Annotated in this window: 23 protein-coding genes; 13 read left to right on the plus strand and 10 right to left on the minus strand. The window is 56.9% G+C overall.

The features are described from left to right. The first annotated feature begins 35 nt into the window (after positions 1-35). From BW43_RS28675 to tsaA, 6 genes are all read left to right on the plus strand, one after another. Positions 36-413, plus strand: a complete 378-nt coding sequence (locus BW43_RS28675) for a cytochrome c (protein ID WP_081797909.1) — start codon at positions 36-38, stop codon at positions 411-413. Between the two features lie 195 nt (positions 414-608). Further along, positions 609-1,949, plus strand: a complete 1,341-nt coding sequence (rimO, locus tag BW43_RS00465; RefSeq protein WP_032891752.1) for a 30S ribosomal protein S12 methylthiotransferase RimO — start codon at positions 609-611, stop codon at positions 1,947-1,949. Between the two features lie 103 nt (positions 1,950-2,052). Continuing rightward, positions 2,053-2,526 carry a GNAT family N-acetyltransferase gene (locus tag BW43_RS00460; protein ID WP_032891753.1) on the plus strand — a complete coding sequence of 158 codons (474 nt, stop codon included), beginning with the start codon at positions 2,053-2,055 and terminating at the stop codon, positions 2,524-2,526. Between the two features lie 71 nt (positions 2,527-2,597). Continuing rightward, positions 2,598-3,308, plus strand: coding sequence for an rRNA pseudouridine synthase (locus BW43_RS00455; protein ID WP_032891755.1), 711 nt, complete (start codon positions 2,598-2,600; stop codon positions 3,306-3,308). A gap of 67 nt (positions 3,309-3,375) precedes the next feature. Continuing rightward, a complete protein-coding gene (locus BW43_RS00450; protein WP_032891756.1) occupies positions 3,376-3,837 on the plus strand; it encodes a DUF1456 family protein in 462 nt (153 codons plus the stop codon). A 3-nt stretch (positions 3,838-3,840) separates the two neighbouring features. Further along, positions 3,841-4,536 carry a tRNA (N6-threonylcarbamoyladenosine(37)-N6)-methyltransferase TrmO gene (gene tsaA / locus BW43_RS00445; protein WP_032891757.1) on the plus strand — a complete coding sequence of 232 codons (696 nt, stop codon included), beginning with the start codon at positions 3,841-3,843 and terminating at the stop codon, positions 4,534-4,536. A gap of 150 nt (positions 4,537-4,686) precedes the next feature. Here the strand turns inward: tsaA and fpr are convergent, their stop codons facing one another. Continuing rightward, entirely contained in the window at positions 4,687-5,466 is a 780-nt protein-coding gene (gene fpr, locus BW43_RS00440) for a ferredoxin-NADP reductase (RefSeq protein WP_003189055.1), read from the minus strand. 123 nt (positions 5,467-5,589) lie between these two features. Between fpr and BW43_RS00435 the strand changes: the two genes are divergently transcribed. After that, positions 5,590-6,516: a LysR family transcriptional regulator gene (locus tag BW43_RS00435; protein ID WP_026013711.1), complete on the plus strand. Its 927-nt coding sequence runs from the start codon at positions 5,590-5,592 to the stop codon at positions 6,514-6,516. Positions 6,517-6,519: 3 nt separating this feature from the next. On the opposite strand, the gene BW43_RS00430 is transcribed toward BW43_RS00435, so the two are convergent. The 3 genes from BW43_RS00430 to BW43_RS00420 all read right to left on the minus strand — a co-directional run bounded on the left by BW43_RS00430 (position 6,520) and on the right by BW43_RS00420 (position 8,580). After that, complete coding sequence (locus BW43_RS00430; protein ID WP_032891758.1) at positions 6,520-6,882, minus strand: diacylglycerol kinase; 363 nt, start codon at positions 6,880-6,882, stop codon at positions 6,520-6,522. 75 nt (positions 6,883-6,957) lie between these two features. Next, entirely contained in the window at positions 6,958-7,608 is a 651-nt protein-coding gene (gene erdR / locus BW43_RS00425; protein ID WP_032891760.1) for a response regulator transcription factor ErdR, read from the minus strand. Positions 7,609-7,860: 252 nt separating this feature from the next. Then, positions 7,861-8,580 (minus strand): tRNA-uridine aminocarboxypropyltransferase, encoded by a 720-nt coding sequence (locus BW43_RS00420; protein WP_032891762.1) that lies wholly within the window; start codon positions 8,578-8,580, stop codon positions 7,861-7,863. Between the two features lie 179 nt (positions 8,581-8,759). On the opposite strand from BW43_RS00420, the gene BW43_RS00415 reads away from it, so the two are divergent. Both BW43_RS00415 and BW43_RS00410 read left to right on the plus strand, forming a co-directional pair. Continuing rightward, positions 8,760-9,194, plus strand: coding sequence for a PA3611 family quorum-sensing-regulated virulence factor (locus BW43_RS00415; RefSeq protein WP_032891764.1), 435 nt, complete (start codon positions 8,760-8,762; stop codon positions 9,192-9,194). A 291-nt stretch (positions 9,195-9,485) separates the two neighbouring features. Then, positions 9,486-10,598, plus strand: a complete 1,113-nt coding sequence (locus BW43_RS00410; RefSeq protein WP_032891765.1) for a TIGR00730 family Rossman fold protein — start codon at positions 9,486-9,488, stop codon at positions 10,596-10,598. A gap of 210 nt (positions 10,599-10,808) precedes the next feature. Here the strand turns inward: BW43_RS00410 and recX are convergent, their stop codons facing one another. From recX to BW43_RS00380, 6 genes are all read right to left on the minus strand, one after another. Beyond that, positions 10,809-11,276, minus strand: coding sequence for a recombination regulator RecX (recX, locus tag BW43_RS00405; RefSeq protein WP_032891766.1), 468 nt, complete (start codon positions 11,274-11,276; stop codon positions 10,809-10,811). Between the two features lie 8 nt (positions 11,277-11,284). Beyond that, positions 11,285-12,343 (minus strand): recombinase RecA, encoded by a 1,059-nt coding sequence (gene recA, locus BW43_RS00400; protein ID WP_032891767.1) that lies wholly within the window; start codon positions 12,341-12,343, stop codon positions 11,285-11,287. An 84-nt stretch (positions 12,344-12,427) separates the two neighbouring features. Then, on the minus strand, positions 12,428-12,928 hold the full coding sequence (locus tag BW43_RS00395) for a CinA family protein (RefSeq protein ID WP_032891768.1): 501 nt from the start codon (positions 12,926-12,928) through the stop codon (positions 12,428-12,430). A gap of 188 nt (positions 12,929-13,116) precedes the next feature. Further along, the gene (locus BW43_RS00390; protein ID WP_241089441.1) at positions 13,117-13,563 is read right to left on the minus strand and encodes a hypothetical protein; all 447 of its coding nucleotides are present in this window, start codon (positions 13,561-13,563) and stop codon (positions 13,117-13,119) included. Between the two features lie 21 nt (positions 13,564-13,584). Continuing rightward, complete coding sequence (locus BW43_RS00385) at positions 13,585-13,929, minus strand: phage holin family protein (RefSeq protein WP_032891769.1); 345 nt, start codon at positions 13,927-13,929, stop codon at positions 13,585-13,587. A 593-nt stretch (positions 13,930-14,522) separates the two neighbouring features. Then, complete coding sequence (locus tag BW43_RS00380; protein WP_081797916.1) at positions 14,523-15,257, minus strand: XRE family transcriptional regulator; 735 nt, start codon at positions 15,255-15,257, stop codon at positions 14,523-14,525. A gap of 239 nt (positions 15,258-15,496) precedes the next feature. On the opposite strand from BW43_RS00380, the gene BW43_RS0127885 reads away from it, so the two are divergent. From BW43_RS0127885 to fdxA, 4 genes are all read left to right on the plus strand, one after another. Then, on the plus strand, positions 15,497-16,411 hold the full coding sequence (locus BW43_RS0127885; protein ID WP_081797911.1) for an FkbM family methyltransferase: 915 nt from the start codon (positions 15,497-15,499) through the stop codon (positions 16,409-16,411). A 466-nt stretch (positions 16,412-16,877) separates the two neighbouring features. Then, positions 16,878-17,204: a DUF2388 domain-containing protein gene (locus BW43_RS00375; protein WP_032891774.1), complete on the plus strand. Its 327-nt coding sequence runs from the start codon at positions 16,878-16,880 to the stop codon at positions 17,202-17,204. Between the two features lie 207 nt (positions 17,205-17,411). Then, positions 17,412-20,003, plus strand: coding sequence for a DNA mismatch repair protein MutS (mutS, locus tag BW43_RS00370; protein WP_032891775.1), 2,592 nt, complete (start codon positions 17,412-17,414; stop codon positions 20,001-20,003). Between the two features lie 142 nt (positions 20,004-20,145). Next, positions 20,146-20,469 carry a ferredoxin FdxA gene (fdxA, locus tag BW43_RS00365; protein WP_032891777.1) on the plus strand — a complete coding sequence of 108 codons (324 nt, stop codon included), beginning with the start codon at positions 20,146-20,148 and terminating at the stop codon, positions 20,467-20,469. Positions 20,470-20,494: the final 25 nt, after the last annotated feature.

Raw genomic sequence — 20,494 nt, forward strand, 5'->3', positions numbered from 1 at the left:
TCGATTCAGATCCAGCTGATACAACAAGGACGTCTATGAGAAGAGTATTTATTGCTTCGCTGGCAGTGTTATCGCTGGCTCAAACATCACTGTCCTTCGCGGATAACCTCAACGGAAAAAATATCTACCTACAGCGATGCGCCATGTGCCACGGAGCGGACATCAAAGGCACGGGCCCCTTGGCCAGTAAGAGCAACCCTCCGACACCAAACCTCACCACACCCGCGTTCAAGAAACGACTTAAGGATTATCCGGGCGTAATTGTGTCGTCGATAATACTTCGACCCAATGGAGACCTGATTCCAAAAACCTTGCGAGAGAACGGTGTGAAGCTGCCACCGTTCGCTTGGCGGATTAATGATCTGCGCGATTTGAATCAGTACATGACGGGTGTGCTTTCAATGAGTCGGTGAGCTTGAGGTAAGCGTTGGGCACTTATAGAACACGCCGGCCAGCAAAAGAGCACTCGTCGCATTTCCCCGCATAAAGCTGGTCAAGTGCGCTGCCCATCGCTAGAATTGCGCACTTTTTGATCAGAGGCACACCAAGTGCCCGTCCACCGCCTTGTCGTGCCCGACTGGCGGCGTCATTCAATACCGAGGTTAGACATGTCCACCACCATCGCAAAAGCCAACCCTAAGGTTGGCTTTGTTTCCCTGGGTTGCCCGAAGGCTCTGGTCGACTCCGAGCGCATCCTCACGCAACTGCGTATGGAAGGCTATGACGTTGTGTCCACTTACCAGGACGCCGACGTGGTGGTGGTCAACACCTGCGGCTTTATCGACTCGGCCAAGGCAGAGTCCCTGGAAGTGATCGGCGAAGCCATCAAGGAAAACGGCAAGGTCATCGTGACCGGCTGCATGGGTGTGGAAGAAGGCAATATCCGCAACGTGCACCCGAGCGTGCTGGCCGTGACCGGTCCGCAGCAGTACGAGCAGGTGGTCAATGCCGTGCACCAAGTAGTGCCGCCGCGCCAGGATCACAACCCGCTGATCGACCTGGTGCCGCCGCAAGGCATCAAGTTGACCCCGCGCCACTATGCGTACCTGAAGATTTCCGAAGGCTGCAACCACAGCTGCAGCTTCTGCATCATCCCGTCGATGCGGGGCAAGCTGGTCAGCCGCCCGGTCGGTGACGTGCTCGACGAAGCCCAACGCCTGGTCAAATCCGGCGTGAAAGAGCTGTTGGTGATCTCTCAGGACACCAGCGCCTACGGCGTCGACGTGAAATACCGTACCGGTTTCTGGAACGGCGCGCCGGTGAAAACCCGTATGACCGAACTCTGCGAAGCCCTCAGCAGCCTGGGCGTGTGGGTGCGCCTGCATTACGTTTACCCGTACCCGCACGTAGACGAACTGATCCCGTTGATGGCTGCCGGCAAGATCCTGCCGTACCTGGACATCCCGTTCCAGCACGCCAGCCCGAAAGTCCTGAAGGCGATGAAACGCCCAGCCTTCGAAGACAAGACCCTGGCGCGCATCAAGAACTGGCGCGAGATCTGCCCGGAGCTGATCATCCGTTCCACCTTCATCGTCGGCTTCCCCGGCGAAACCGAAGAAGACTTCCAGTACCTGTTGGACTGGCTGACCGAAGCCCAACTGGATCGCGTCGGCTGCTTCCAGTACTCCCCGGTGGAAGGTGCTCCAGCCAACCTGCTGGACCTGGCCGTGGTGCCGGACGACGTCAAGCAAGACCGTTGGGAGCGTTTCATGACGCACCAACAGGCGATCAGCTCGGCGCGCCTGCAATTGCGTATCGGCAAGGAAATCGAAGTGCTGATCGACGAAGTCGACGAGCAAGGCGCGGTTGGCCGCTGCTTCTTCGACGCGCCGGAAATCGACGGTAACGTGTTTATCGACGATGCCAGCGGTTTAAAGCCGGGCGACAAGGTCTGGTGCACCGTGACCGACGCCGACGAATACGACCTGTGGGCCGAAAAGCGCGACTAACGCTGTAAAAATTTAAAAAAGCCCTGCTTCTGGACAAGATGCGGGGCTTTTTTACGTCTATCGTTTTGCCCATCAGCACCGATCACAGCAAGGGGCAGCGGGCATGCGTCAGCATTCGATTATCCATACACCTAAAATCAGCGACTACGCGGAGTTGGCGCGGATCTGGGAGGATTCGGTGCGGGCCACTCATGACTTTTTACCCGAGAGTTACATCGTACTGCTCAAGGGGCTGGTGCTGACCCGCTACCTGGACTCGGTGATGCTGATCTGCACCAAAGACTCACGCCAGCGCATCACCGGGTTTGCCGGGGTTGCGGCGGGCAAGGTGGAGATGCTGTTTATCGACCCGCAGCACCGTGGTCAGGGTCTTGGCCGACAGCTGCTGTGGTATGCGATCGAGCACATGAATGCCCAAGCGCTGGACGTCAACGAACAGAACCCACAGGCCCTGGGGTTTTACTTGAAACTCGGGTTCGAGGTGATCGGACGCACGGAGCATGATGGCTTGGGCCAACCTTATCCGTTGCTCCATATGCGTTTGCACCAGCTACAACAGCAGGAGCGTCAGGGCTAAATGAAATGGGGCCGGGATTAACCGCGCCCACACAGGTACAATAGCCGCCCCCTTTTGTTACGGCCCTTGTCATGACTGACCCCATACGCCTCTCCAAACGCCTTATCGAACTGGTCGGTTGCTCCCGTCGGGAGGCTGAGCTGTTTATCGAAGGCGGCTGGGTCTCGGTGGACGGTGAAGTGATCGACGAGCCACAGTTCAAGGTCACGACCCAGAAAGTCGAACTCGACCCGGACGCCAAGGCGACAGTGCCTGAACCGGTGACCATTCTGCTGCACGCCCCTGCTGGCGTGGATGCCGAGACAGCCATGGCCTCGATCAGCGCCGAAACGCTCTCCGAAGAACACCGTTTCAGCAAGCGCCCGCTCAAAGGTCACTTCCTGCGCCTGACCGCCAGCGCCGACCTGCAAGCCAAGGCCAGCGGCCTGTTGGTGTTTACCCAGGACTGGAAGATTCTGCGCAAGTTGACCGCCGATGCCACCAAGATCGAGCAGGAATACGTGGTAGAGGTCGAGGGCGACATGGTTGCTCACGGCCTCAACCGCCTCAATCACGGCCTGACCTACAAGGGCAAGGAGCTGCCAGCAGTTAAAGCCAGCTGGCAGAACGAAAACCGCCTGCGTTTCGCGATGAAAAACCCGCAGCCAGGCGTGATCGCGCTGTTCTGTGAAGCCGTTGGCCTGAAGGTCGTGGCGATCCGCCGCATCCGTATCGGCGGCGTGTCCATCGGCAAGGTGCCGGTCGGTCAATGGCGTTACTTGTCCGGCAAAGAGAAGTTCTAAGCCGCTCCCCTTTTCTCGACACCGCCTGATGGGCGGTGTCCTCAGTTGAATACCAGGACTGCCCACCATGATTCACAACGACGTACTGCGCAGCGTGCGCTACATGCTCGACATCAGCGACAACAAGATGGTCGAGATCATCAAGCTCGGCGGCATGGACGTAACCAAGGAAGACCTGCTGACCTACCTCAAGAAAGATGAGGAAGAAGGCTTCGTGTTCTGCCCGGATGAAGTCATGGCGTACTTCCTCGATGGTCTGGTGATCTTCAAGCGTGGCAAGGACGAAAGCCGTCCGCCGCAGCCGATCGAAACCCCGGTGACCAACAACATCATCCTGAAAAAGCTGCGTGTAGCCTTCGAACTGAAGGAAGACGATATGCACGCCATCCTCAAGGCTGCCGAGTTTCCGGTGTCCAAGCCGGAGCTGAGCGCGCTGTTCCGCAAGTTCGGCCACACCAACTACCGTACCTGTGGCGACCAGTTGCTGCGCAACTTCCTCAAGGGCCTGACCCTGCGGGTTCGTGCGTAAGCCATGAGCTATCAGGTCTCACCCGTCGGTTTCGTACGCTCCTGCTTTAAGGAGAAGTTCGCCATTCCGCGCCAACCACAACTGGCGCCAGCGGCCCGAGGCGTGCTGGAACTGGTGGCGCCGTTTGACCAGGGTGAGGCCGTGCAGGGCCTGGAGCAGGTCAGCCACGTGTGGCTGTTGTTCCTGTTTCACCAGGCCCTGGAAGACAAACCACGCCTCAAAGTGCGCCCGCCACGCCTGGGCGGCAACACGTCCATGGGCGTGTTTGCCACCCGTGCGACCCATCGGCCCAACGGCATCGGCCAGTCGGTGGTGAAGCTGGACAAAGTGGAACCGGGCCGACTGTGGATTTCCGGGATTGATTTGCTCGATGGCACGCCGGTGTTGGATATCAAGCCGTATGTGCCATATGCCGATAGTGTCGCGGACGCCACCAATGGCATCGCCAGTGATGCGCCGAACCTGATTGGCGTGCAATGGCTGAAGACCGCCCTGCTGCAAGCACAAGACCACGCTCAACGCCTGGGAGAGCCTCTGGTGGAGTTGATTGATCAGTGCTTGGCGCAGGATCCACGGCCGGCGTACCAAAAGCCTGGGCCTGAGCGCGAATATGGCGCGCAGTTCTGGGACGTGGATGTGCGCTGGCACTATCCCGAGGCGGGGATGATTTGTGTGCTGGAAGTACTCCCAGCCAACTGAATAAACCGGAAGCAAAATGTGAGAGGGGGCTTGCCCCCGATAGCGGTGTGTCAGTCAGAGATGTATCAACTGACACTCGCTCATCGGGGGCAAGCCCCCTCCCACATTTGGATCTTCTTTGTTGCTTGGTCAGCACATGGGCTGACGGGATTACTTCTCGACGAACGCACGCTCGATCAAGTAATCACCCGGCTCACGCATGCGCGGAGAAACTTTCAGGCCGAAGCTGTTCAACACTTCGCTGGTTTCATCCAACATGCTCGGGCTGCCGCACAGCATGGCGCGGTCATCCTCGGGGTTGATCGGCGGCAGACCGATGTCGCTGAACAGCTTGCCGCTGCGCATCAGATCGGTCAGGCGGCCTTCGTTTTCGAATGGCTCGCGGGTCACGGTAGGGTAGTAGATCAACTTGTCACGCAGGGCCTCGCCGAAGAATTCGTTCTGCGGCAGGTGCTCGGTGATGAACTCGCGGTAGGCGACTTCGTTGACGTAACGCACGCCGTGGCACAGGATCACTTTTTCGAAACGCTCGTAGGTTTCCGGGTCCTGGATCACGCTCATGAACGGAGCAAGGCCAGTACCGGTGCTGAGCAGGTACAGGTGTTTGCCTGGCTTCAAATCGTCAAGCACCAAGGTACCTGTCGGTTTTTTGCTGATGATGATCTCGTCGCCTTCCTTCAAGTGCTGCAATTGGGAAGTCAGCGGGCCATCCGGCACCTTGATGCTGAAGAACTCCAGATGCTCTTCCCAGTTCGGGCTGGCGATGGAGTAAGCGCGCATGAGCGGGCGGCCGTTGGGCTGTTGCAGGCCGATCATCACGAACTGACCGTTCTCGAAGCGCAGGCCCGGATCGCGGGTGCACTTGAAGCTGAACAGAGTGTCGTTCCAGTGATGAACACTGAGGACACGCTCGTGGTTCATGTTGCTCATGTACGGGTAACTCCTGGAAATGGGTCTGCGCCAAATGTAGCTGTGCAATTGCACAGCATTCTAATGGCGGCGACAATATCTGTTAACTGGATTATTAAGATAAGGGTTATCGGTTATATAGATATGCGATTTACTCTCCGTCAACTGCAAGTCTTCGTCGCCGTCGCCCAGCAGGAAAGCGTCTCGCGCGCTGCTGGCCTTCTGGCCTTATCTCAATCGGCAGCCAGCACCTCGATTACGGAGCTGGAGCGTCAATCCAGCTGCCAATTATTCGACCGCGCCGGTAAACGCCTGAGCCTCAACGCCCTGGGCCATCAGCTTCTGCCCCAGGCAGTAGCGCTGCTGGACCAAGCCAAGGAGATCGAAGACCTGCTCAACGGCAAGTCCGGCTTCGGCTCTCTAGCCGTCGGCGCGACCCTGACCATCGGTAACTACCTGGCCACCCTGCTCATCGGCAGCTTCATGCAGCAGCACCCCGAGAGCCAGGTAAAGCTGCATGTGCAGAACACTGCCAATATCGTGCATCAGGTTGCGCACTACGAAATTGACCTAGGTCTAATCGAAGGCGACTGCAGCCACCCGGATATCGAGGTGCAAACCTGGGTGGAGGATGAGCTGGTGGTGTTTTGCGCGCCTCAGCATCACCTAGCCAAGCGCGGAGTGGCCACCATGGAGGAGCTGACCCACGAGGCGTGGATTCTGCGCGAACAGGGCTCAGGCACACGCCTGACCTTCGACCAGGCCATGCGTCATCACCGCAGCGCGCTGAACATCCGCTTGGAGCTTGAGCACACCGAGGCAATCAAGCGCGCCGTGGAGTCGGGATTGGGGATTGGCTGCATCTCGCGCTTGGCACTGCGCGACGCGTTCCGCCGTGGCAGCCTGGTGCCGGTTGAAACCCCTGACCTGGACCTTGCGCGGCAGTTTTACTTCATCTGGCATAAACAGAAATACCAGACCTCGGCGATGCGCGAGTTTCTGGAGCTGTGCCGCGCATTCACCGCTGGGGTTCAGCGCAGCGACGAGATCGTGCTGCCGAACATCGCTTGATCGTTAGATCAGGATCACGGCCCACACCAGGGTAATCATGGTCAGTGCCACAAATTGCGCGGCGCTGCCCATGTCCTTGGCGTTTTTCGACAGTGGATGGCGGTCCAGGGAAATGCGGTCGATGGCTGCTTCTACGGCCGAGTTGAGCAATTCGACGATCAAGGCCAGCAGGCACACTGCAATCAGCAGCGCCCGTTCGACACGACTGACGTTCAGGAAAAAGCTTAGCGGGACAAGGATGACATTCAGCAACACCAACTGCCGGAACGCGGCCTCGCCAGTGAACGCTGCGCGCAGGCCATCCAGGGAATATCCCCCAGCATTGAAGATACGTTTGATACCGGTTTGACCCTTGAAAGGCGACATAGACGTAGGCAACTGAACCAAAGAAGTGGGGAAACTAGATCACGCAAAGTCAAAAAAGCGTGAATCGATAACAGCTCAATGCTGCGAAATTGACTCAAGTTGTTGCAAGAGCAGCGCCGCCTGGGTCCGCGTGCGCACCCCCAGCTTCCGGAAGATCGCGGTCACATGGGCCTTGATGGTCGCTTCTGACACGCTCAGCTCATAGGCAATCTGCTTGTTCAACAGGCCTTCACAGACCATGGTCAACACTCGGAACTGCTGGGGCGTAAGACTCGCCAAGCCATCACGGGCGGCCTTGGCTTCGTCAGACACGTTAATTTCTTCAAACGCTTGCGGCGGCCAGGACACATCACCGTCCAGCACCTTACGTACGGCGCTCTGGATATCTTCCATGGCGCTGGACTTGGGGATAAAGCCACTGGCGCCAAACTCCTTGGAGCGAACCACCACGTCAGCGTCTTCCTGCGCCGAGACCATCACCACGGGAATTTGCGGGTATTGCCCACGCAGCAGCACCAGCCCCGAGAAACCGTAGGCGCCAGGCATGTTCAGGTCGAGCAGCACCAAGTCCCAGTCGGATTTTTCGGTGAGGCGGACTTCCAGCTCGGCAATGCTGGCCACTTCAACCAGACGCACATCCGGGCCAAGGCCCAGCGTTACGGCCTGATGCAGCGCACTGCGAAACAGCGGGTGGTCATCGGCTATCAGGATTTCGTATGTGGCCATTGATTAAATGATCCTGTTTTTTATGGCTGCCTTGATGGGTTCAAGGTTCGCCAGTACACAAGGCAACGGCCAGGCAGCCATCGCCACAGGGCACGTTCAACGTCAAAAGCACGTGACACGACGTCGAAAATTCACGGTTGCGCCCCAATCGGCGCCCAGCATGCCCAGCGTAGCCTAGGGGGTCAAGCACTACGCCCGAGGGCATTTTAGCGGGGTGCAGGCTTACAGTGCCATCATGCCAACGTCGCCTGGCTATACCGCGGGTATATAGGGCGCAAGACGGGTATGGACGGCATCGGTCGCATCCAGAGGCATCTGGAACTTGGCGGCCAAGTAATGGGTGCTGAACACATCGAGGTAGGCATCCAGCACTTCGCTGGCAACCCCATCGCCAGCCAACTCCAGGCAGAGCGCTGCGACTTCGGCGGTACAGAAATGATCATCACGTTTGGAGCGGCGCAGTTTGTAGCGTGAGAGCTGCTCGGGCGCCAGGCTCAGGACCGGTAAGTGCTCCAGATACGGGCTTTTGCGGAACATCTTGCGCGCCTCACTCCAGGTGCCATCGAGCAGGATGAACAATGGGCGCTTGCCCTGCGTCACGATGACTTCGTTGACCACCCGTTCCGGCGCCACAAATTCACCGGGAAATACGATATACGGCTGCCATTGCGGGTCAGCGAGCAGGGTGAGCAAATCCGGCTCGACTTCGGTGCGAGCCCAAGCGAAGGCAGTGGTGTCGTCAATGACGTCGGCGATCAGCCAGCCGGTGTTGCTGGGTTTCATCGGTTCAACATCGTGCATCAGCAGGCACATCGCGGACCGGGCCTCGACTTTCGGGCGCCAGGCACAGAGACAGTACTCGGGAATCACCCGGCAGCCGGGGCAGCGTTCGGCACGGGAGCCTCGGTTGACGAAGGGCTTAATGGCGCGCGCCAGACGCTGGGTACGTAGACGGGAAACGGCATGGCTCATCGGATGCGCCGCAGGAACGGGTAAATCGACACGGATAGAACTCGTGAAAGGCTGAGATGGCCGCAGTTTACCAGCGATACGCCTGGCTGTAGTGGCAAGGGGTCACCTATAATTGCGCGCCACTGAACGCACAGCGCAGTGGCTGGTCTATGCACCAGTAACCGAATCAGGAGAGTTTCATGCTGCGTTCCATGCTGCGCCTTGTCGTCCCATCCATCGCACTTGCGCTGGTATTGCCTGTGGGCGCACATGCGGCCTCGCTGCTGGAGGCCCAGATGAACAGGAAACTGCAAAGCGTCGCGGCAGAAAGCAACAAGGATCTGCCCCGGGAAATCGATGAAAAAACCCTGGAAGTGGCCTACACCGTTGAAGGCATGCAGTTGATCGATCACCTGAGCGTCATGTCCGACCGTGCCGAGCAAATGCGCGCCAACCCCAAGGCTGTGTATTTCCAACTGGGGCAAAGCGTGTGCCTGAACAAAGGCTACCGCGAGCTGATGGCCAAAGGCGCCGTGATGCGCTATGAAATCACCGAGAACAAAACCAACCGCCCTGTGGCTTCGGTAAAGTTCGTGGAAACGGATTGCCCGGCTCCGGCGAAGAAGAAGAAGTAATTCAACCTGACCTTCGCGCGCTGCTATTCAGTGGCGCGCACTCCCCCGCTGCAACGCCCCTCAGACGGCTAGACTCACTCTTGAGCGACCAATAAGCGGTTGCCAGCCAAGGGTTTTTCGGCCCATGATCAAGCCATCCCGACCGCTCGCTCACAGCATTTCTGATGCTGTTCTGTAACATTTTCAGGGCAAAAGAAGGTTGCCCCCTGCGGCAAGCAGCGACACATGCAGTGTCGTAGCCTCCGGCGAACATCTCGTCGGTTACCCGGCCCTGCAAGAAGGAGAAGTTGAATGCCTTACGAACCGAATGACAGCCTGCTCCAGCATTTTGAAAAAAATGGGGCCGACCTCACGCAGCAGGTCGAAGCCCAACTCCAACTGATCGCCCCCGACAGCCCGAATATCCCTCTGTATCGCGACATGATCCTCACCGTGCTGCGCATGGCACAGGACGACCGCAATCGCTGGAATGCCAAGATCACCTTGCAAGCCATACGTGAACTGGACAACGCCTTCCGTGTGCTCGAACAGTTCAAGGGCCGACGCAAGGTCACCGTATTCGGCTCGGCACGTACCCCTGTGGAAAGCCCCCTGTATGCATTAGCCCGGGAAGTAGGCGCAGCACTGGCGCGCTCGGACTTGATGGTGATTACCGGCGGAGGTGGCGGCATCATGGCCGCGGCACACGAAGGCGCCGGCCTGGAGCACAGCCTGGGGTTCAATATCACCTTACCGTTCGAACAGCACGCCAACCCGACCATTGATGGGACCGAGAACCTGCTGTCCTTTCACTTCTTTTTTACCCGCAAACTGTTCTTCGTCAAGGAAGCCGATGGACTGGTGCTATGCCCAGGCGGCTTCGGCACCCTCGATGAAGCACTGGAAGTGCTGACACTGATCCAGACCGGCAAGAGCCCACTGGTACCGGTGGTGTTACTGGATGCACCCGGTGGAGGATTTTGGCAAGGCGCCCTGGATTTTATCCGCAGCCAGTTGGAAGCCAATCGCTATATCTTGCCTACCGATCTCAAGCTGGTGCGGCTGGTGTACAACGCTGAAGAAGCAGTGGAGGAGATCAATCAGTTTTATGCCAATTTCCATTCCACGCGCTGGTTAAAGCGCGAGTTTGTGGTGCGTATGAATCACCCGCTCAGTGATCGGGCGCTGGCCCACTTGCAAAGTGAGTTTGCCAGCCTGCGGCTAAGCGGCGAGTTTCAGCAACTCGCGTATACCGGTGAGGAGCATGATGAAGCGAGGTTCAGCCATTTGACGCGACTGGTGTTCAACTTTAATGGACGAGACCAAGGCAGACTGCGGGAGTTGGTGGATTACATCAATTTGCCGGAGAACTGGGCGCAGGCTCAGGGGAAGACGCAGCAGCGAGTGGCGCCAGAGCCGGCTTGATTTTTTAGAGCAAAAAAAGGCCCACTATTTTCATAGTGAGCCTTTTTTGGTGGTGTTTCAGTGGAAATGAGAGGCGAGCGATTGCGGTGATTGGGGCTGATGCGCAGCCCAGCGCAGGGCAAGCCCGCTCACCACAACATGCTTGCTCTACACAAAAAACCTGCTCACCAATACAAACCCGCAAAAATGACAAGCACGCTCAACACAGTTTCAGTCGTCCATATCTCGGCCGCTGAACAAACGGTTGATCATTTCCATCGAAAACCCGCGGTAACTCAAGAAGCGGCCTTGCTTCGCACGCTCCCGGGCATCAATAGGCAGATGGCCGGAGAACTTGCGACGCCAAGTATCTTCCAACTGCGACTGCCAACTAATCCCGCACTCACGCAACGCAAGGTCGATATCGGCACGCTGCAGGCCACGCTGGCTCAGCTCTTCGCGAATACGCGCAGGGCCATAGCCGGAACGGGCTCGGTAGGAGACAAAACTTTCGAGGTAACGGGATTCCGACAGCAGCCCTTCTTCCGTTAACCGGTCAAGGGCCGTATCAATCATCTCAGGATCTGCGCCGCGCTGACGCAGTTTGCGCGTCAGCTCGACTCGACCATGCTCGCGTCGAGCGAGCAGGTCCATAGCAGTGCGCCGAACGGCGACGAGTGTATCCAGCACAACAGTCATCGTTTGCTTCAGACGTCAGTGTCGGCTTCTTCCACTTCTGCAACCGGCTCGCGGTTGGCAGCAGCTTTCACGTCGGGAGCTGCAGTCAGCAACTTGTCGCGGATCTGCTTCTCAAGTGTGGCGGCGATATCCGGGTTATCTGCCAGGAACTTGGCCGAGTTAGCCTTGCCTTGACCAATCTTGCTGCCGTTGTAGGCATACCATGCACCGGACTTCTCGACGAAACCGTGCAGCACGCCCAGGTCGATCATTTCGCCGTTCAGGTAAATACCCTTACCGTACAAAATCTGGAATTCAGCCTGACGGAAAGGCGGGGCCACTTTGTTCTTAACGACTTTAACGCGGGTTTCGCTACCGACAACCTCGTCGCCTTCCTTCACCGCACCAGTACGGCGGATGTCCAGACGGACCGAAGCGTAGAACTTCAACGCGTTACCACCGGTGGTGGTTTCCGGGCTACCGAACATCACGCCGATCTTCATACGGATCTGGTTGATGAAGATCACCAGGCAGTTGGCATTCTTGATGTTACCGGTGATTTTACGCAGCGCCTGAGACATCAGACGGGCTTGCAGGCCCACGTGCATGTCACCCATTTCGCCTTCGATTTCAGCCTTGGGTACCAAGGCAGCCACGGAGTCGACCACGATCACGTCGATGGCGTTGGAGCGCACCAGCATGTCGGTGATTTCCAGGGCTTGCTCACCGGTGTCCGGCTGGGATACCAGCAGGTCATCAACATTGACACCCAACTTGCCGGCGTATTCAGGGTCCAGGGCGTGCTCGGCGTCGACGAACGCGCAGGTGGCGCCCATTTTTTGCGCTTGAGCAATCACCGACAGGGTCAGGGTAGTTTTACCGGAAGATTCAGGACCGTAGATTTCAACGATACGGCCTTTTGGCAGGCCGCCAATGCCGAGTGCGATGTCCAGACCCAGAGAGCCAGTGGAGATAGCCGGGATCGCCTGACGGTCGTGATCGCCCATACGCATTACGGCACCCTTGCCGAATTGACGTTCGATCTGACCCAGGGCCGCAGCCAAGGCTTTCTTCTTGTTGTCGTCCATTAAAGTCCTCACGTAATCAATAAGGCCGGGGCGGCCAACACCTGTATAAGTAGACAGTATTGTTCCACAAAGATTGGAGATCGCCTACCCCTGATTTTCTATTTCTGCTGCAGCTCGTCGCAACAAGCCCTCAAGCGCGGCCTTTACCGTTTGTCGGCGGACCTCATCGCGGTTGCCCGGGAAGTGCGCGAGCTCGGCCGTGACCTCATCACCCACACCAAAGGCCAGCCAGACAGTGCCTACCGGTTTGTCCGGCGAACCGCCGTCAGGCCCCGCCACGCCGCTGACTGCAACAGCGAATCGCGACAGGCTTTTTTCCTGCGCACCGCGCACCATGGCCTCCACCACTTCCTGGCTGACGGCGCCCACTTTCGGAAACAATGTTTCCGGCACATTCAACTGCCGGGTCTTCTGACGATTAGAGTAAGTGACGTATCCGGCCTCGAACCATGCCGAACTCCCGGGGATCCGCGTAATAGCTTCCGCAATCCCGCCACCGGTGCAGGACTCCGCCGTGGTGACGTGAGCATTGAGCACCTGTAAACGGCGACCCAGTTCGGCGGCCAATTGAGTGATTTCCTTCACGGTCGTCTCCAGAAGTTAGCGGGCATTGGCCTACCCTACAGGAGCAAATACCCCGTGCAAGCGACAGACTGAATCGAGAGACTAGCGGGCGACGGCGCGCATACTTAAAACGGGCAAAGAAATGCCTGCTCCAAGGCGGGCTCCCGGCACGATTTGAGCGGGTTGGGGCAGCGTGATCACCATCAGTTTCATCCTGAAAAAGACGCGATGTCGACACCAGGGCCGAGGTAGAGGGTTTGAGTGAAGGATACGGTCCAACTGATGTAGTCCGTTTCGGCACCACTGAGTGGGGACGGCGCGGCGACGATCGACGTAGGCAAGTCGCACTGATCAGGCGCAAAGCCCCAGCGGTTATCCAAGGCCAGATCCATCAGTTGGCTGGCCAAATCACAGGCCTCAAAGGGCGACGACACGCTCGCAACCGTGGCCCTGAGTGAGACCGACAAGGCCTGTGCCTTGCGCCCTTCAAGGGAACGTTCACCGGGGCCATTACGTTCCACGCTGATCAACACGCGCGTCCTATTCTCGGCATCGGTCAAGGTATGGCGATTGCCTACACGCAACCGTGGAAAGGCGCCCTTCAGCGCGTCCCCGATCGCCACAGGCAGTTGAGGCGTATTTTTGAGAAGTGTCATTACATTGCGTCCTTGCAACAGTTAATGCTGATCAGGCCCAGAGGGCGGCACTTCGTTGACCCCGATGCGCTTTGCCGCCCAACGTTCATAAAGCCCGATTGCCACGTCAGCCCCCGCCATGGCGGTAAGGCAACCAATGGCGCCGGCGGTCCAGATCGACATGCCGGCGGCGTAGCACAGCATCAGTGCCGAAACCCCGCAGACCATGCACGCGCCGGACCGCAGCGCCAGGCGCCGCATCAGGGACCAACCGCGGGCGCCCTCCTTATCGGCACGCCACATTTCGCCGGATACACCTCCGATCAGGGCCAGTACGATCACCAGCCAGATAGGCATTTCCGCCAACACTTGCAGCTCGTTTGTCATTTCACGCCTCCTGGCTGATCAATGCCGGCAACGTGCCGGCGTTCGGGTAACTCCATGTGTCGGTAGGCATTCCAAAAAGCCCGATTGCCCAGGCTTTTCAGTAATAACCTCCTCAACCCTTCGGCGCTGCTTGCGCGGTACGGATTTTTCCTCGATGTTTTTCCGACCATGATCCATGTCTGCGGGAGAACTGCTTCGGGCTTTACGCTGCACACCCGGACCAGTTGCCAACTCTCTGAACCTTTAAGGCCGGCCTATCTCTGCTTGTCTTGTTGAAGCGATGTCACTAAAAAGCGTCGGCGTCCTTGCCGGTGTTGCCTGGCATCCCTGCCATCGCTTTTGTGGCGTCCTTGCCAATATTGCATGCCTTCCTTGTCTTCCTCAGCAGCATCCTTGCCGCCTCCACCAGACCTCGTTGGCTGGCTTGAGATGAAGAGTATGACTGGATGGATATCCAGTCAATGCATTAATGCATTTATTTTCAAAATATGAATGCGCTAATGCATTTATAGCCCCATGGGCAAAGGGCTTGACGACTTTTGGCAGGCGGAAAAAAACCCGCACATCGGCGGGTTTTGTCTTACTTAAGGGAGTTAACGAGCGTACATGCCCCACCAGAACACGTGGCCAAGGATTCTGATCTGCTCATCCTGGATCTCCTGGAAACTGTAGTCCTCATCAGGATGCTCATCACGATTAAAGCTGCGCAGACGAATCCCGGAAGGCAAGCGGTAGAGCTGTTTAACCCGCAGTTGCCCGTTGTGATTGATGGCATACAGGTCGCCATCCACGATATCGCCAATGCCACTCTTACCGGCATTCACCCCGACCGTCGCGCCATCGCGCAATACCGGCAACATACTGTTGCCACGCACCGTTACGCATTTGGCCTGGTCGAACTGCACGCCGTTATGCCGCAAGCTGCGCTTTCCAAAACGCAGGCTGGCTTTCTCGCTTTCCTCGATGACGAATCTTCCTGATCCAGCGGCCAATTCAACCTCGCGCAGAAAGGGGATCGACACCTCGTCCTCATTAACGGGGGTGTCGTCGTCCCAAAGGCTAATGTCCTTGAGTTCCGAATGCATTGGATCTCGCTCGTCATCTCGCGAAACGCCCACCGCCACGCGCCCGCGCAGCTGGTCGGTGCTGATGCGGAAGTATTCGGCAATACGGGAAATGTGCTTGTCCGACGGGTCAGCGATCTTCCCGCTGAGGATCCGGGACAACGTGGATTGAGGCACACCGGTGCGCCGGTGAAGCTCCGTGGGAGAGATCCGGTCGCGGTCCAGCAGCTCTCTTAAAACGATAGAAACATTGCGTTTTTGCATGACGCGGATAGTGACGGGAGACTTGGAGAATGGCAAATGCTTAATCGCATAAATGATGCATTTTTATGCATTTGAAACCCTTTTTACCGCCTAAGCGGACTCATCCCAGTGGCAAGACTCCCGTCATCATCGTTCCGCCTCGAAAGCGGATTCCCTTAGGCTATTTCTAAACGTAAGATCCTTGATACCAAGTCGTGCATAACAGATACAAAAGGAAGAATCTGTCAATGGATACCTAAATGCACGCTAGGAAAATAAAAACTACTCAAGGAAATTTAAGTTTGATCTCAAAATTAACATCAAGAATCATCAGAAAACTTCGAAAATACTCAAAGTTACCTATAAGCTATAAATACAGAAGCTTTTCAATAAACTTGCCAGCGCACCACCTATTACCTGAATTTCAAAAACAACACCCAAAATATGATAGGTTCTTGCCACACCTAACACGCTACATCAATGACTCAGAAACCATCATAGATATAGGTGCCAATATCGGAGATTCATTAGCGGGCATGGCTGAACAGAATACCACTGCTAATTATATCTGCATTGAAGCTGATGATTCTTTTTACAGGCACTTAGAAGACAATGTCAAAAAAATAAAAACTTCAATAAACCACTTAAAAGTCACTACAATAAAAGCCCTGGTAGGAAAAAACATCTCCAACGTCTCACTTGACGGACAAAACGGGACAAAACACGCGATATTACAAAATGAGGGCGGCCTAAAATCGTCGCCACTCGATGAGCTGATCCCCAATGAATCTAGCATACGCATCTTGAAAAGTGACGTTGACGGGTTCGATTACGATGTACTTGATTCTTCCATGGTAGTTATAAAAAAATACAAACCAATTCTTTTCTTTGAATGCCAATACGATCACGATTACCAAAAAGCAGGCTATTTAAAAACGCTCAGCGCGCTTCAGCAGGCAGGCTATTGTGATTGGGTGATTTTTGACAACTTTGGCGAAATCGTCATTCGCACAGGCGAGATGAGCATTATCGTCCAGCTCATAAACTACATCTGGCAGCAAAACACTGGACGCTCTACACGAACAATTTACTACTACGACATTTTGGCAGTCCACAAAGAGGACTCTTCGCTCATAAACAAGGTTCTTGAAGAATACACTTCCCCTTTAACCTGACCATTTGTGGATATCCCCAAGCATGAGCGCCTACAATCCAACTCCGGCTGTCTGCGACCATAGATGCCAACCTTATAAATCTGCGATCACCTGCTTGGCGAACAGGCCTCCAGCCTTCAGCTCAGCGCGCAGTAGTAAACCGAAGATTGGCTAGGCAATGTGCGATATGGAATAACACGGATGACTTCATGGCGAGATCAGAGCTTCTGGAGCAAGGTGCAGACATGCACCCTACTGGCGCTCATTGGGATGTTCACAAGCTACACCGACGCGCACTGGATAGAAGGAGCCTCATCCAATCGTAAGCGGGTCTTCAGCCGAGGCTTCGTTGTGCTCTGCGCAATAGTGGCTGGGATTGAGCTGGCAGTGCTCAACCACTTCTATGCTTCGCCCGGATGAGGTGACCGCGGGGAATGGCCGGCCCTGATATCGTCCCGCCCTTAAATCAAAATGGAAACATCGACGAATGGACTCATGGAAAACGCTGACAATCGCTGTCATGGTGCTGATGGGCAATCAGGCAGTGGCGGCAGAAAATGCCAACCCCTTCGATAAAGCGCTGATGTACTCCACGTTCGTGCCAACCATCTTGGTTGCAGGCACTACTTCTCTCACGACCGAAGCGCCAAAGCTTTTTACATCATCGAAAACCGACGCCCTTGCGTTTATCGGTTCGGACGGCGAAATCCGCGGGGCCGAGTTTGAACGGGCATCTCGGTACTATCATTCGACCTACCCCGCGCCGCTTATGTCCGACATGCAACTGGCCAAGGCTATCGCCGTTTCGTACTGAGAGAGGCGTCCATATTCAGCACAGGCCGAAAGGCAAAAGGGGCGGTGCATTTAAATAAATGCGCCGCCCCTTTTTTACGTTTTACCTGGCCGTTTGCGACCTGCGAAGGGCCGACCTCGCGTGTTAACCTTGCGGCCATTGCAAAATCAGCAGGGCCGAGCGCCCCACCTTTGCCCCACTCCTTTCAACGAATTTGCTAACTATCTGATGAGTAAACACACTTCCGATCTGTCCTCCCATACGCCAATGATGCAGCAATACTGGCGCCTGAAAAACCAGCACCCTGATCAGTTGATGTTCTATCGCATGGGCGACTTCTACGAGATCTTCTACGAAGACGCGAAGAAGGCCGCCAAGTTGCTGGACATTACCTTGACCGCGCGCGGGCAGTCGGCAGGACAGTCAATTCCAATGTGTGGGATTCCTTACCATTCGTTGGAAGGCTATCTGGTCAAGCTGGTGAAGCTGGGCGAGTCGGTGGTGATCTGTGAGCAGATCGGCGACCCGGCGACCAGCAAGGGGCCGGTAGAGCGTCAGGTGGTGCGCATCATTACACCGGGCACGGTGAGTGATGAGGCGCTGCTGGATGAGCGTCGCGATAACCTGATCGCTGCGGTGTTGGGCGATGAACGGCTGTTCGGCCTTTCCGTGCTGGACATCACCAGCGGCAATTTCAGCGTGCTGGAGATCAAGGGCTGGGAGAACTTGCTGGCGGAGCTGGAGCGCATCAATCCTGTGGAATTGCTGATCCCGGACGATTGGCCGAAGGACCTGCCGGCGGAAAAACGCCGTGGGACCAAGCGCCGTGCGCCGTGGGATTTCGAGCGTGATTCGGCGCTCAAAAGCCTGTGCCAGCAGTTCTCGGTACAAGACCTGAAAGGCTTCGGCTGCGAAACCCTGACCCTGGCCATCGGCGCCGCCGGTTGCCTGCTCAGCTACGCCAAGGAAACCCAGCGCACTGCCCTGCCGCATTTGCGCAGCCTGCGCCATGAGCGCCTGGACGATACCGTGGTGCTCGATGGTGCCAGCCGTCGCAATCTGGAACTGGACACCAACCTGTCCGGCGGGCGTGACAACACGCTGCAATCGGTGGTCGACCGTTGCCAGACTGCCATGGGCAGCCGCCTTCTGACACGCTGGCTGAATCGTCCGCTGCGGGACCTGAGCGTGCTGCAAGCGCGTCAAACCTCTATTACATGCCTGCTGGATGGCTATCGCTTTGAAAAGCTCCAGCCACAGCTGAAAGAAATCGGTGACATTGAGCGGATCCTGGCACGGATTGGACTGCGAAATGCGCGCCCTCGTGACTTGGCACGCCTGCGCGACGCCCTTGGCGCCCTGCCGCAGTTGCAAATGGCGATGACAGAGCTGGACACGCCGCACCTGCAACAGCTCGCAATCACGGCGGGCACCTACCCGGAACTGGCCGCGTTGCTGGAAAAAGCCATCATCGATAACCCGCCGGCGATCATCCGTGACGGTGGTGTATTGAAGACCGGTTACGACAGTGAGCTGGATGAACTGCAAGCCCTGAGCGAAAACGCCGGGCAGTTCCTGATTGACCTGGAAGCCCGCGAAAAAGCCCGCACCGGCCTCGCCAACCTGAAAGTCGGCTACAACCGCGTGCACGGCTACTTTATTGAGTTACCAAGCAAGCAGGCCGAGTCGGCACCGATCGATTATCAACGTCGCCAGACCCTCAAAGGCGCCGAGCGCTTTATCACACCGGAACTCAAAGAGTTCGAAGACAAGGCGCTGTCAGCCAAGAGCCGTGCCCTGGCCCGCGAGAAAATGCTCTATGAGACCTTGCTCGAAGACTTGATCAGCCAACTGGCGCCGCTGCAGGACACTGCCGCCGCCCTGGCGGAGCTGGATGTATTGAGCAACCTTGCCGAACGTGCGTTGAACCTTGATCTCAACTGCCCACGCTTTGTCAGCGAACCGTGCATGCGCATCGTGCAGGGCCGCCATCCGGTGGTGGAACAGGTCTTGACCACGCCATTCGTCGCCAACGACCTGTCCTTGGACGACGATACACGCATGCTGGTGATCACCGGTCCTAACATGGGTGGTAAATCGACCTACATGCGCCAGACCGCTTTAATCGTGTTGCTGGCGCATATCGGCAGCTTTGTGCCGGCGGCCAGTTGCGAACTGTCCCTGGTAGACCGGATTTTCACCCGGATCGGCTCCAGCGATGACCTGGCCGGTGGCCGCTCGACCTTTATGGTGGAAATGAGCGAAACCGCCAACATCCTGCACAACGCCACCGAACGCAGCCTGGTGCTGATGGACGAAGTGGGTCGCGGTACCAGCACCTTCGACGGTTTGTCCCTGGCATGGGCAGCCGCCGAGCGATTGGCGCATCTGCGGGCTTACACACTGTTTGCCACCCACTACTTCGAACTGACGGTGCTGCCGGAAAGCGAGCCACTGGTGGCCAACGTGCACCTCAATGCCACTGAGCACAACGAACGCATCGTGTTCCTGCATCATGTGTTGCCTGGGCCCGCCAGCCAAAGTTACGGACTGGCGGTGGCGCAATTGGCCGGAGTGCCGAACGACGTGATCGTGCGTGCCCGTGAACACCTCAGTCGCCTGGAAACCACGGCTCTGCCCCATGAAACCGTGGTTACCAGCCCAGCCAAGACCGCCAACAAACCTTCCGCGCCTCACCAAAGCGATATGTTCGCCAGCCTGCCACACCCCGTGCTGGATGAGCTGGCCAAGCTTGACCTGGACGGCTTAACACCGCGTAAAGCGCTCGAAATGTTATATGCACTGCAAGTTCGGATATAACGCAGACGCTTGCAAGCTGGTAGACTCTCGCGCGGTTTGGGATGCTGCGGGCTCTTAGCCTGGCCTGCAGACTATCGCTCCCGAACCTCGCGAGCCCTGCCACACAGGGTTTCGCTGCCGCCGCCTGAGGAGAAAATTAGAAATGACCTTCGTCGTTACCGACAACTGCATCAAGTGCAAGTACACCGACTGCGTCGAAGTGTGTCCGGTGGACTGCTTCTACGAAGGCCCGAATTTCCTGGTCATCCACCCGGATGAGTGCATTGATTGCGCCCTGTGTGAACCAGAATGCCCGGCCGTCGCTATCTTCTCCGAGGATGAAGTCCCGGCGGATATGCAGGAATTTATTCAGTTGAACGTCGAGCTGGCGGAGATCTGGCCGAACATCACTGAGAAGAAAGACTCGCTGCCTGACGCAGCAGATTGGGATGGTAAAAAAGGCAAGATCAAACACCTGGAGCGCTAATAGCGCCGCCGCCCAACTGAAAAAG

Source organism: Pseudomonas sp. RIT357, assembly GCF_000632245.1.
In the GTDB taxonomy this organism is placed as follows: Bacteria; Pseudomonadota; Gammaproteobacteria; order Pseudomonadales; family Pseudomonadaceae; genus Aquipseudomonas; species Aquipseudomonas sivasensis.